General features: G+C 68.1%; 12 protein-coding genes. 1 reads left to right on the forward strand and 11 read right to left on the reverse strand.

From position 1 onward, the window contains the following. The first annotated feature begins 81 nt into the window (after nt 1–81). Entirely contained in the window at nt 82–1,995 is a 1,914-nt protein-coding gene (locus ACZ6ZT_RS08745) for a glycosyl hydrolase family 18 protein (RefSeq protein WP_469716857.1), read from the forward strand. 99 nt (nt 1,996–2,094) lie between these two features. On the opposite strand, the gene ACZ6ZT_RS08750 is transcribed toward ACZ6ZT_RS08745, so the two are convergent. From ACZ6ZT_RS08750 to ACZ6ZT_RS08800, 11 genes are all read right to left on the reverse strand, one after another. Continuing rightward, nucleotides 2,095–2,541 (reverse strand): DUF2550 domain-containing protein, encoded by a 447-nt coding sequence (locus ACZ6ZT_RS08750; RefSeq protein WP_469716859.1) that lies wholly within the window; start codon nt 2,539–2,541, stop codon nt 2,095–2,097. 130 nt (nt 2,542–2,671) lie between these two features. Next, nucleotides 2,672–3,046, reverse strand: coding sequence for a F0F1 ATP synthase subunit epsilon (locus ACZ6ZT_RS08755; RefSeq protein ID WP_469716860.1), 375 nt, complete (start codon nt 3,044–3,046; stop codon nt 2,672–2,674). A gap of 140 nt (nt 3,047–3,186) precedes the next feature. Next, nucleotides 3,187–4,629 carry a F0F1 ATP synthase subunit beta gene (atpD, locus tag ACZ6ZT_RS08760; protein WP_469716862.1) on the reverse strand — a complete coding sequence of 481 codons (1,443 nt, stop codon included), beginning with the start codon at nt 4,627–4,629 and terminating at the stop codon, nt 3,187–3,189. Then, a complete protein-coding gene (locus ACZ6ZT_RS08765; protein ID WP_469716864.1) occupies nt 4,629–5,546 on the reverse strand; it encodes a F0F1 ATP synthase subunit gamma in 918 nt (305 codons plus the stop codon). The genes atpD and ACZ6ZT_RS08765 overlap by 1 nt, the downstream gene beginning before the upstream one ends. 20 nt (nt 5,547–5,566) lie before the next feature. Next, complete coding sequence (atpA, locus tag ACZ6ZT_RS08770) at nt 5,567–7,162, reverse strand: F0F1 ATP synthase subunit alpha (protein WP_469716865.1); 1,596 nt, start codon at nt 7,160–7,162, stop codon at nt 5,567–5,569. Between the two features lie 129 nt (nt 7,163–7,291). Beyond that, entirely contained in the window at nt 7,292–8,107 is an 816-nt protein-coding gene (locus ACZ6ZT_RS08775) for a F0F1 ATP synthase subunit delta (protein WP_469716867.1), read from the reverse strand. Continuing rightward, the gene (locus ACZ6ZT_RS08780; protein WP_351028251.1) at nt 8,104–8,643 is read right to left on the reverse strand and encodes a F0F1 ATP synthase subunit B; all 540 of its coding nucleotides are present in this window, start codon (nt 8,641–8,643) and stop codon (nt 8,104–8,106) included. Before ACZ6ZT_RS08780 ends, ACZ6ZT_RS08775 begins: the two co-directional genes overlap by 4 nt. 43 nt (nt 8,644–8,686) lie before the next feature. Then, nucleotides 8,687–8,920, reverse strand: a complete 234-nt coding sequence (atpE, locus tag ACZ6ZT_RS08785) for an ATP synthase F0 subunit C (RefSeq protein WP_079429787.1) — start codon at nt 8,918–8,920, stop codon at nt 8,687–8,689. Nucleotides 8,921–8,999: 79 nt separating this feature from the next. After that, a complete protein-coding gene (atpB, locus tag ACZ6ZT_RS08790; RefSeq protein WP_469717298.1) occupies nt 9,000–9,839 on the reverse strand; it encodes a F0F1 ATP synthase subunit A in 840 nt (279 codons plus the stop codon). A gap of 210 nt (nt 9,840–10,049) precedes the next feature. Beyond that, nucleotides 10,050–10,487 carry a hypothetical protein gene (locus ACZ6ZT_RS08795; protein WP_469716870.1) on the reverse strand — a complete coding sequence of 146 codons (438 nt, stop codon included), beginning with the start codon at nt 10,485–10,487 and terminating at the stop codon, nt 10,050–10,052. 274 nt (nt 10,488–10,761) lie between these two features. Next, entirely contained in the window at nt 10,762–12,096 is a 1,335-nt protein-coding gene (locus tag ACZ6ZT_RS08800; protein WP_469717300.1) for an MraY family glycosyltransferase, read from the reverse strand. Nucleotides 12,097–12,162 lie beyond the last annotated feature (66 nt).

The raw sequence follows: 12,162 nt of genomic DNA on the forward strand, positions 1-12,162 counted from the left end.
AAAGGCTCTCGAATGCGGCCTCCGAAGGCGGCCCGGAAGCCCCGGCACCGCGTGCTCACGGGCGGCGCAGGTCCCACCCCCATGGAGCGGTCGGCCCCACGACGGCTCCGGACCTACGGAGGAGCACCCTTGAGCACAGCACCCCCACGACGCACCCGACTGTTGCGGAGGCTGGCCGCCACGGTGGCCGCCCTCGCCCTGCCCGTCGCCGGCCTGGTCGGCCTGGCGGGTCCCGCGCAGGCCGCCGCCTCCGCCACCGCCACCTTCACCAAGGTCTCCGACTGGGGCTCCGGCTTCGAGGGCAAGTGGACGGTGAAGAACACCGGCACCACCACCCTCGCCGGCTGGACCGTGGAGTGGGACTACCCCTCCGGCACCTCGGTCACCTCCGCCTGGGACGCCACCGTCACCAGCTCGGGCACCCACTGGACCGCGAAGAACGTCGGCTGGAACGGCACCCTCGCCCCCGGCGCCACCGCCAGTTTCGGCTTCAACGGCGCGGGCCCCGGCGCCCCTGCCGGCTGCAAGGTCAACGGCGGCTCGTGCGAGGGCGGCACCACCCCCGCCGACACTCCGCCCTCGGCCCCCGGCGCCCCCACCGCGACGGGCGTCACCGAGACCGCGCTCACCCTGTCCCGGCCGGCCGCCACCGACGACAAGGGCGTGAAGAACTACGACGTCTACCGGGGCGGCAGCAAGATCGCCACGGTCACCGGCACCACCTTCGCCGACTCCGGCCTGACCAAGGGCACCACGTACTCCTACGCGGTCACCGCCCGCGACACCGCCGACCAGACCGGCCCCTCCTCCGCCACCCTCTCGGTCACCACCCCGGGCGGCGGCACCGATCCGGGCGACCCCGGCGACCCCGGCGACCCGGGCGCCAAGGTGAAGCTCGGCTACTTCACCGACTGGGGTGTCTACCAGCGCAACTACCACGTGAAGAACCTGGTCACATCCGGTACGGCGGCCAAGATCACCCACATCAACTACGCCTTCGGCAACGTCCAGAACGGCAAGTGCACCATCGGTGACTCCTACGCCGACTACGACAAGGCCTACACCGCCGACCAGAGCGTCGACGGCGTCGCCGACACCTGGGACCAGCCGCTGCGCGGAAACTTCAACCAGCTGCGCAAGCTGAAGGCCAAGTACCCGAACATCAAGATCATCTACTCCTTCGGCGGCTGGACCTGGTCCGGCGGCTTCGGCCAGGCCGCCCAGAACCCGGCCGCCTTCGCCCAGTCCTGCTACGACCTGGTCGAGGACCCGCGCTGGGCGGACGTCTTCGACGGGATCGACATCGACTGGGAGTACCCGAACGCCTGCGGGCTGTCCTGCGACACCAGCGGCGCCGCCTCCTTCAAGAACCTGATGTCGGCCCTGCGCACCAAGTTCGGCGGATCGAACCTGGTGACCGCCGCCATCTCCGCCGACGGCTCCAACGGCGGCAAGCTCGACCTCGCCGACTACGCGGGCGCCGCCCCGTACGTCGACTTCTACAACGTCATGACGTACGACTTCTTCGGCGCCTGGGACGCCAAGGGCCCCACCGCCCCGCACTCCCCCCTGACCTCCTACTCCGGCATCCCGATCGCCGGCTTCAACTCCGAGGCCGCCATCACCAAGCTCAAGGGCAAGGGCGTCCCCGGCTCCAAGCTCAACCTCGGCATCGGCTTCTACGGCCGCGGCTGGACCGGCGTCACCCAGGCCACCCCCGGCGGCACCGCCACCGGCCCCGCTCCGGGCACCTACGAGCAGGGCATCGAGGACTACAAGGTCCTCAAGACCAGCTGCCCCACCACCGGCACCATCGCCGGCACGGCCTACGCCAAGTGCGGCAGCAACTGGTGGAGCTACGACACCCCCGCCACCATCGCCGGGAAGATGACCTGGGCCAAGCAGCAGGGCCTCAGGGGCGCCTTCTTCTGGGAGTTCAGCGGCGACACCGCGAACGGCGAACTCGCCGCCGCGATCCACACCGGACTCCAGTGACCCCACGCACGGACCCGGTGACATGACGAAGCCGGGGAGACGGGTCCGCCCCCGTCTCCCCGGCTTCTCCGGCGTTTCCGCCTACTCGTACGTGCCGTCCTACGCGACGTTCACCCGCTGGCCGGGAGGCGCCGCCTCCAGCCAGGCCAGGAAACCGGTCAGCGCGTCCTCGCTCATCGCCAGCTCCAGGCGCGTCCCGCGGTGGGAACAGCCGAGCACGATGGCGTCGGACAGCAGGGCCAGCTCCTCCTCGCCCTCGGGCGCGCGCCGGGCGAGCACCTCGATCGAGGAGCGCTCCAGCAGCCGGCGCGGACGCGGGGAGTACGAGAAGACCCGGAACCACTCGATCCGGTCACCGCTGTAGCGGGCGACCCCGTACACCCAGCCCTTGCCGGAGACGTCGGACTCCTCGGACACGGCCCAGCGCAGGCTGCAGTCGAAGGTCCCGCCGGAGCGCTGGATGAGTCTGCGGCGCAGCCCGAAGACAAACAGCCCGATCACCACCAGGGCTACGACCAGGCCGCTCACAAGCAGAGCGAGGAGCATCTTCACCGACCTCCTCGCTCATCGAAATCACGCAGAACAAAAAACGGATCCGCATCGCCTCAGCCGCGACCCGGTCTGGAAAATTCCAGAACGGACCGCGGCTGAGGTGTCACGCTCTTCGGTACGGAGCTCAGTGCCCCGTCACCGCGCGCAGCCGGACATCGGCGCGACGTTCGGCGGCCGCGTCGGCCTCCGACTTCGCGCGCTCCAGTGCCCGCTCCGCCCGCTGGACGTCGATCTCGTCCGCGAGCTCGGCGATCTCGGCCAGCACGGACAGCTTGTTGTCCGCGAACGAGATGAATCCGCCGTGCACCGCGGCGACGACAGTGCCGCCCTCGCTGGTACGGATGGTCACCGGGCCCGATTCCAGCACACCGAGAAGCGGCTGGTGACCGGGCATGACGCCGATGTCGCCGGACGTGGTGCGGGCGACAACAAGGGTGGCCTCGCCGGACCAGACATTGCGGTCCGCCGCGACCAGCTCGACGTGCAGCTCAGCAGCCAAGGTGGCTCCTCGGGTCACCACCCGGCGGGTCGGCCGGGTGTTGGGTCAAATTCTAATGGGCGTGGGGAGAGGGACGGGACGCACCCCGCCCCTCTCCGTCAATCAGCGAACCGGAAGCGCTCCGGGAGGAGCGCGCCCGATCAGGAGACGCCCAGCTCCTTGGCGTTGGCCTTCAGGTCCTCGATGCCACCGCACATGAAGAACGCCTGCTCGGGGAAGTGGTCGTACTCACCGTCACAGATCGCGTTGAACGCGGTGATCGACTCTTCCAGCGGGACGTCCGAACCGTCGACGCCGGTGAACTGCTTGGCGACGTGCGTGTTCTGCGACAGGAAGCGCTCGACGCGACGGGCACGGTGGACAACGAGCTTGTCCTCCTCGCCCAGCTCGTCGATACCGAGGATCGCGATGATGTCCTGGAGGTCCTTGTACTTCTGCAGGATCCCCTTGACGCGCATGGCGCACGCGTAGTGGTCCGCCGCGATGTACCGCGGGTCGAGGATGCGGGACGTCGAGTCCAGCGGGTCCACGGCCGGGTAGATGCCCTTCTCGGAGATCGGACGGGAGAGAACCGTCGTCGCGTCGAGGTGGGCGAAGGTGGTCGCCGGCGCCGGGTCGGTCAGGTCGTCCGCGGGGACGTAGATCGCCTGCATCGAGGTGATCGAGTGACCACGGGTCGAGGTGATGCGCTCCTGGAGGAGACCCATCTCGTCGGCCAGGTTCGGCTGGTAACCCACCGCGGAGGGCATGCGGCCGAGCAGCGTCGACACCTCGGAACCCGCCTGGGTGTACCGGAAGATGTTGTCGATGAAGAACAGCACGTCCTGCTTCTGCACATCGCGGAAGTACTCCGCCATGGTCAGACCGGCGAGCGCGACGCGCAGACGGGTGCCCGGGGGCTCGTCCATCTGGCCGAAGACGAGGGCCGTCTTGTCGATGACGCCCGAGTCGCCCATCTCCTCGATGAGGTCGTTGCCCTCACGGGTACGCTCACCGACGCCCGCGAAGACCGACACACCGTCGTGGTTGTTGGCGACGCGGTAGATCATTTCCTGGATCAGAACGGTCTTGCCGACACCGGCACCACCGAACAGACCGATCTTTCCACCCTTGACGTACGGGGTGAGGAGGTCGATGACCTTGACGCCGGTCTCGAACATCTCGGTCTTCGACTCGAGCTCGTCGAAGTTCGGGGCCTTGCGGTGGATCGGCCAGCGCTCGGTGACCTCGGCGTTGGCCTCCGGGTAGTTGAGCACCTCACCCAGGGTGTTGAACACCTTGCCCTTGGTGAAGTCACCGACGGGGACGGTGATGCCCTCGCCCGTGTCGGTCACCGCGGCCTGGCGCACCAGACCGTCGGTCGGCTGCATCGAGATGGTACGGACGAGGCCGTCACCCAGGTGCTGCGCGACCTCAAGGGTCAGGGTCTTGAGCTTGCCGTCCTCGGCCGGGTCGGCGACCTGGACCTTGAGGGCGTTGTAGATCTCGGGCATCGCGTCGACGGGGAACTCCACGTCGACGACCGGGCCGATGACCCGGGCGACGCGGCCCGTGGCGGCGGCCGTCTCAACAGTGGTCGTCATTACTTGTCACTCCCCGCGGTCGCGTCGGCCATGGCGCTCGCGCCACCGACGATCTCGCTGATTTCCTGGGTGATTTCGGCCTGGCGGGCCGCGTTGGCAAGCCGGGAGAGGCTCTTGATGAGGTCTCCGGCGTTGTCGGTCGCCGACTTCATCGCGCGGCGGCGGGCGGCGTGCTCGGAAGCGGCCGACTGCAGCAGTGCGTTGTAGATACGGCTCTCGACGTAGCGCGGCAGAAGGGCGTCGAGGACGTCCTCCGCCGACGGCTCGAACTCGAACAGCGGAAGGATCTCGCCCTTCGCGTCGTCCTCGTCCGCAACCTGGTCGAGGCTGAGCGGCAGCATCCGGCCGTCCACCGCGTTCTGCGTCATCATCGACACGAATTCCGTGTAGACGATGTGCAGCTCGTCGACGCCGCCCTCGGCCGTGTCCGTCTGGATGGCCTCGATCAGCGGCGCCGCGACGCGCTTGGCGTCGGCGTAGGCCGGGCTGTCGGTGAAGCCCGTCCACGACTCCGCGATCTTGCGCTCGCGGAAGCCGTAGTAGGCGACGCCCTTGCGGCCGACGATGTAGGCATCGACGTCCTTGCCCTCAGCGCGCAGCCGCTCGGTGAGCCGGTCCGCCTGCTTGATGGCGTTCGAGGAGTAGCCGCCGGCCAGACCGCGGTCGCTCGTGATGAGCAGGACCGCGGCGCGGGTCGGGGCGTCGGCCTCGGTGGTCAGGGCGTGCTTGGTGTTCGAACCGGTCGCCACCGCGGTCACCGCACGGGTGAGCTCGGTCGCGTACGGCATCGATGCCGCCACCTTGCGCTGCGCCTTGACGATGCGCGAGGCGGCGATCATCTCCATCGCCTTGGTGATCTTCTTGGTCGCCGTGACGGCACGGATGCGACGCTTGTAGACCCGGAGCTGCGCTCCCATGAGTCAGGTCCCTTCCGTCGTCACTTGGAGACGTTGACGGCCGGCGCGTCCTCGCCCAGGAGCCTGCCGTCCGAGGTCTCGAACTGCTGCTTGAAGGCAGCGATCGCGTCGGCGATGGAGGTCAGGGTGTCGTCCGACATCTTGCCGCCGTCGGCGATGGAGGTGAGGAGGTCCTTGCGCTCGCGGCGCAGGTGCTCCAGCAGCTCCGACTCGAAGCGACGGATGTCGTTGACCGGAACGTCGTCCATCTTGCCGGTGGTGCCGGCCCAGACGGAGACGACCTGCTCCTCGACGGGCATCGGCTGGTACTGGCCCTGCTTCAGCAGCTCGACCATGCGCTTGCCGCGCTCCAGCGAAGCCTTCGACGCGGCGTCCAAGTCGGAACCGAAGGCGGCGAACGCCTCCAGCTCGCGGTACTGGGCGAGGTCCACGCGCAGTCGGCCGGAGACCTGCTTCATGGCCTTGTGCTGGGCGGAGCCACCGACGCGGGAGACCGAGATACCGACGTTCAGCGCCGGGCGCTGGCCCGCGTTGAACAGGTCGGACTCCAGGAAGCACTGGCCGTCGGTGATGGAGATGACGTTGGTCGGGATGAACGCCGACACGTCGTTCGCCTTGGTCTCGACGATCGGCAGACCGGTCATCGAACCGGCACCCATCGCGTCGGAGAGCTTCGCGCAGCGCTCCAGGAGACGCGAGTGCAGGTAGAAGACGTCGCCCGGGTAGGCCTCACGGCCCGGCGGGCGGCGCAGCAGCAGCGACACGGCGCGGTAGGCGTCGGCCTGCTTCGACAGGTCGTCGAAGATGATCAGGACGTGCTTGCCGGCGTACATCCAGTGCTGGCCGATGGCGGAACCGGTGTACGGCGCCAGGTACTTGAAGCCGGCCGGGTCGGACGCCGGGGCGGCGACGATCGTCGTGTATTCGAGCGCGCCGGCCTCTTCCAGGGCGCCGCGAACGGACGCGATGGTCGAGCCCTTCTGGCCGATGGCGACGTAGATGCAGCGGACCTGCTTGTTCACGTCGCCCGAGCGCCAGTTGTCGCGCTGGTTGATGATCGTGTCGACGGCAAGAGCGGTCTTGCCGGTCTGACGGTCACCGATGATCAGCTGACGCTGGCCACGGCCGATCGGCACCATGGCGTCGACGGCCTTGTAGCCGGTCTGCATGGGCTCGTGCACCGACTTACGGACCATGACGCCCGGGGCCTGCAGTTCGAGGGCGCGACGGCCTTCGGTCGCGATCTCGCCGAGACCGTCGATCGGGTTGCCGAGCGGGTCGACGACACGGCCGAGGTAACCCTCGCCGACGCCGACCGAGAGCACCTCACCGGTGCGCCGCACCGGCTGGCCCTCCTCGATGCCGCTGAACTCGCCGAGGACGATCGCACCGATCTCGCGCTCCTCGAGGTTGAGGGCGAGACCGAGGGTGCCGTCCTCGAACTTCAGCAGCTCGTTCGCCATGGCGGAGGGCAGGCCCTCCACCTTCGCGATGCCGTCGCCGGCAACGCTGACCGTTCCGACCTCCTCGCGCGAGGCCGCGTCCGGCTGGTACGACTGGACAAAGTTCTCCAGTGCGTCCCGGATCTCCTCCGGCCGGATCGTGAGCTCCGCCATCTGGGTTCCCTGCTCTCCTTGTTGGGCCTGAAGCTTCTTAGGGGTCTGGGGGCGACCCCCAGGAATCTTCTGCAAGTTCTGCACGGCCCAACCGGGCCGCTAGGAATGCGTTGTTCTATTGGTGGCTGGTCAGCCGGCCATGCGGCGGGACGCCTCTTCGAGGCGGTCCGCGATGGTGCCGTCGATGACCTCGTCGCCGACGCGCACCGAGATCCCGCCGAGGACCTCGGGGTCCACGTCGAGGTTCAGGTGCATCTGGCGGCCGTACAGCTTGGCCAGCACCGCTCCGAGACGCTGCTTCTGCACGTCGCTGAGCGGAACCGCGCTGGTCACGGTGGCGACCATGCGATCACGGCGCTCGGCGGCGAGCTTGGAAAGGGACTCCAGTCCCGCTTCCAGGCTACGTCCACGCGGGTGCGTGACAAGACGGATCACCAGGCGCTCGGTGACGGCGTTCACCTTGCCGTCGAGCAGGCTGCGCAGCAGCTCGCTCTTGGCGGAGGCGGTCGCCGCGCGATCGGTGAGCGCGGACCGCAGCGCGGTGCTCGACGCGACGATGCGGCCGAAGCGGAAGACCTCGTCCTCGACGTCGTCCAGACCGCCGGCCTGCTGGGCCGCCGTGAGGTCGGCGGTGGCCGCCAGCTCCTCCAGCGCGTCCACCAGGTCACGGGACTGCGACCAGCGGGACCGGGCCATGCCGGACACCAGGTCGAGGGTTTCCCCGCCCACCTGGCCGGACAGCAGTCGGCCGACCAGCTCGGCCTTGGCCTCGCCGGCCTGCGCCGGGTCCGTGATGACCCGACGCAGCGAGACCTCACGGTCGAGCAGCGCGGTGACGGCGGCCAGCTCACCGGCGAGCTTCGCCGCGTCGACGGACGTGTTGTCCGTCAGCGCGTCGAGACGCTCGCGTGCGGAGGCCAGTGCCTCGCGGCTCGCTCCGTTCATCGGGCGGCCTCGGCCTTCTCCTCAAGCTCGCTGAGGAAACGGTCGATGGTGCGGCTCTGCCGGGCGTGGTCCTCAAGGGACTCGCCGACGAGCTTTCCGGCCAGGTCGGTGGCGAGCTTGCCCACGTCCTGACGCAGCGCCTGAGAGGCGGCCTTGCGGTCGGCCGCGATCTGGGCGTGGCCGGCAGCGATGATCTCCTCACGCTGCCGCTGGCCCTCTGCGCGCAGTTCTTCCTTGAGCGCAGTGCCCTGCTCCAGCGCGTCCTGGCGCAGGCGCGCGGCCTCGTGCCGGGCTTCGGCGAGCTGGGCCTTGTACTGCTCCAGCACGCTCTGGGCCTCGGTCTGAGCGGCCTCAGCCTTCTCGATACCGCCCTCGATGGCCTCACGACGCTCGTCCAGAACCTTGTTGATGTTCGGGAGGAGCTTCTTCGCGAGGAAACCGAAGACGATGACGAAGGCGATCAGACCGATGACGAGCTCGGGGATCGGCGGGACGAGCGGGTTTTCCGTCTCGGCCGCGAGAACCAGGAGGTTCACATCAGTGCCTTTCGTCTAATGGGCTGTTCGTCGAGACCGAGGATCAGGAGGTCGGGTAGACGAACGGCATGACCAGACCGATCAGGGCGAGCGCCTCACAGAAGGCGAAGCCGAGGATCTGGTTGGCGCGGATCAGGCCGGCAGCCTCGGGCTGACGGGCGAGGGCCTGGGTGCCGTTACCGAAGATGATGCCGACGCCGACGCCGGGGCCGATGGCCGCGAGACCGTAACCAACGGAGCTGAGGGAGCCGGTGACGGCGGCAAGGGTCTGGGACATGCCAGTTCTTCCTTCTCTTTCACGGACCGGTGGGGGTTGGCCACCGGACGAATGGGGGCTGAGCGGGGGCGGGCCTGGCTCAGTGGTGCTCGGCGAGCGCGCCCTGGATGAAGCTGCAGGCCAGGAGGACGAAGACGTACGCCTGGACGGCCTGGATGAAGAGCTCGAAGGCGGTCATCACGATGACCATCACGAACGAGACACCCGCGTAGGCGATGCCGATGCCGTTCAGCAGGTACCAGCTGGCGATCGTGAAGAGCAGCAGCAGGGTGTGACCGGCGAACATGTTCGCGAACAGTCGGACCGCGTGGGTGAACGGGCGCACCAGGACGTTCGAGAAGAACTCGATGACCATGATGAGCGGCAGGACGCCGCCGAGGCTCTTGTCGTAGCCGGTCAGGTTCTTCAGGCCGCCGACGAAGCCGTGGCGCTTGAAGGTGACCGACATCCAGACCACGTAGACCAGCAGGGCCAGCACGGCCGGGTACGCGATGATCGAGGTCACCGGGAACTGGGCCACGGGGACGATCGACCAGACGTTCAGGATCCAGACGAAGAAGAACAGCGAGACCATCAGGGGGACGTACTTCTCGCCCTCCTTCTTGCCCAGCGTCTCGTAGACGATGCCGCGGCGGACGAAGTCGTAGCCCGCCTCGGCGACCATCTGGAGCTTGCCCGGAACCATCTTCGGCTTGCCGAAGGCGGCCCAGAAGAAGCCCACGATGATGATCGAGCCCAGCAGAGCCAGCAGCATCGGCTTGTTGAAGTAAGCACTGGTGGTGCCGGCTTCGCCCCACAGCGGCTCGAAGAGGAACGAGTGCAGGCCCGGACCGGGGAAGCCACATCCTTCGAAGATGTGACAGTCGGTCTCGAAGGCGAGCACCTGCGTCGGGTCAGCACTCACCGCGGGCTCCTTCAGCGTGGCGCATAGGTACGGCAACCTCGTTGTGTCGGCGCGGCGCACAGCCGCGGTTCGGCACTGGACTGGTGTAACGGATGTGGGGGCGGCGTTCAGGCATCGAGCCTCGCGATGGAACAGGCGTCAGCTCAGATGCCCGCGCCCGCAGTGCCGCAGTTGGAACCGGACGATAGCAGGATCTCGAACGCGCCCTTATCCCGGCCCTACCCCTCACGACTTCGATCCCGGATTCTCGGGCTTTTCGGCCTTCGAGGAGTCGGGCTCGACGTACAGGATCTTGGCTTTCATGTGAGCGCGCGTCTGCGCGGCGATCCACACGAGGGTGGTGGCCACGAGAGTGATCGCGAACGCCCGGGGGTGGAACAGCGTCGTGTTCTTGAACACGGCGAGAAAGACGAAGAGCAACAGGATCTGGGCCGCGTAGAGCATGAGGCCCATGGCCTGGAACAAGTGCGGAAGGGATTTCGCCGTGCGCTGCAGAACGACGAATCCGATGCCCATGAAGAGAATCACGACCACGGTCGCGACGACGGCCCCGACGGCCCCCTTGCCTCCAACGACCAACGCGCTGATCACGGCGGCGAGAGCGCCGGCGGCAGCTGTGGGCACGGCGGCGTGCAGGAGGGATCGGACGTCATCTGACCGCATGGCGGTTTGCTCCGCGTGGTGGTGGGGGCACGGGACTCGTACGGGACGAGCGTAAGCCCGGTCCGAGTGAGAGCCTCGGGCCAATGGACCGTCGCACTACGGTCCTTCGGCTCTGTCGCCGGGTTTAGTGAACGGTATCACAAACTATTTGATGAGAGCTTTACCTGTCCGGTGTGCTGACTGTCACACATGAGAGTGACCCTGCGCGTGTGTGCGGGACAGCCAAGTGTCTTGTCTGGTAAAGGGCGTTCATGTCGGACATGCCCCCGCACGGTCAGCGGGACGATCCGGCCTTACGCCGGTCGGGAAGGCGCGAACGGGGGCCTACCGCGGTCGCGCCGTTGACGCCCGCCACCCCGGCCGCGATCGGCCGCGCCGGTTCCGGCTCCGCGCCCGCGTCCTCGCGTACGGCCGCCTCCGCCGCCCGCTCCGCGTGCCGGTAGCGCGGCGGCACCAATGTCTCGGCCCAGCGGGGTGTCCGCGGCGTGAACCGCGGCAGCAGGAGCAGGACGAGACCCAGGCCGCTCAGCGCGGCGATGGCGAGGACGATCCACATCGAGGTGGAATGCACCGAATAGGCCACCGCCCCGAATGCGATCAGGCCCGACCAGAAATACATGATGAGTACGGCACGGCTGTGGGAATGTCCGAGTTCCAGCAGCCGGTGGTGCAGGTGCCCGCGGTCCGCGGCGAAGGGCGACTGGCCCTTCCAGGTGCGCCGCACGATCGCCAGGACGAGGTCCGCGACCGGAATCGCGACGATGCTCAGCGGCAGCACGAGCGGAATGAAGGCGGGCAGCATCGCGTGCGTCGCGTTGCGCTCACCGCCCGCGAAGAGCGCCATCGTGTCGGGGTCCACCTGACCGGTGATGGAAATGGTCGAGGCGGCCAGCACCAGGCCGATGAGCATCGAGCCGGAATCGCCCATGAAGATGCGCGCGGGATGCATGTTGTGCGGCAGGAATCCCAGGCACATGCCCATCAGGATCGCGGCGAAGAGCGTCGCCGGGGCGGCCGCCTCGATGCCGTAGCCGAACCAGATCCGGTAGCCGTAGAGGAAGAACGCCGCGGACGCGATGCAGACCATGCCGGCCGCGAGGCCGTCCAGGCCGTCCACGAAGTTCACCGCGTTGATGGTGATCACGACGAGGGCGACGGTCAGCAGGTTGCCCTGCCACTGGGTGAGCGCGACCGTCCCGATGCCCGGGACCGGGATCCACAGGATGGTCAGGCCCTGGATCACCATCACGCCGGCCGCGATCATCTGCGCGCCCATCTTGATCAGCGCGTCGAGCTCGAACTTGTCGTCCAGTACGCCGACCAGCCAGATCAGCGCCGCCCCCGACAGCAGGGCTCTCGGCTCGTTCGACCGCTCGAAGACCCCGTTGAGGTTGCGCAGGTGGTCCGCGACCAGCAGGCCCGCGCACAGACCGCCGAACATCGCGATCCCGCCGAGCCGTGGAGTCGGCTCCCGGTGCACGTCGCGGGCGCGGATCTCCGGCATGGCGCCGGCCGCGATCGCGAACTTCCGCACGGGTCCGGTCAGCAGGTAGGTCACCGCGACCGTGACGCAAAGCGTCAGCAGATATTCACGCACGGGCTGCCCCAGATGTATCGCCGGCCATCTCAGCCCCACACATTAGCCGCGATGTCACCGCTCACGAGGACGCTCGCT

Source organism: Streptomyces sp. NPDC102258 (assembly GCF_055584685.1).

Bases quoted from the DNA above. Each gene is read 5' to 3' on its own strand.
- ACZ6ZT_RS08745 (WP_469716857.1), top strand. From the start codon at position 82: ATGGAGCGGTCGGCCCCACGACGGCTCCGGACCTACGGAGGAGCACCC.
- ACZ6ZT_RS08750 (WP_469716859.1), bottom strand. From the start codon at position 2,541: ATGCTCCTCGCTCTGCTTGTGAGCGGCCTGGTCGTAGCCCTGGTGGTG.
- atpD (WP_469716862.1), bottom strand. From the start codon at position 4,629: ATGACGACCACTGTTGAGACGGCCGCCGCCACGGGCCGCGTCGCCCGG.
- ACZ6ZT_RS08765 (WP_469716864.1), bottom strand. From the start codon at position 5,546: ATGGGAGCGCAGCTCCGGGTCTACAAGCGTCGCATCCGTGCCGTCACG.
- atpA (WP_469716865.1), bottom strand. From the start codon at position 7,162: ATGGCGGAGCTCACGATCCGGCCGGAGGAGATCCGGGACGCACTGGAG.
- ACZ6ZT_RS08775 (WP_469716867.1), bottom strand. From the start codon at position 8,107: ATGAACGGAGCGAGCCGCGAGGCACTGGCCTCCGCACGCGAGCGTCTC.
- atpE (WP_079429787.1), bottom strand. From the start codon at position 8,920: ATGTCCCAGACCCTTGCCGCCGTCACCGGCTCCCTCAGCTCCGTTGGT.
- ACZ6ZT_RS08795 (WP_469716870.1), bottom strand. From the start codon at position 10,487: ATGCGGTCAGATGACGTCCGATCCCTCCTGCACGCCGCCGTGCCCACA.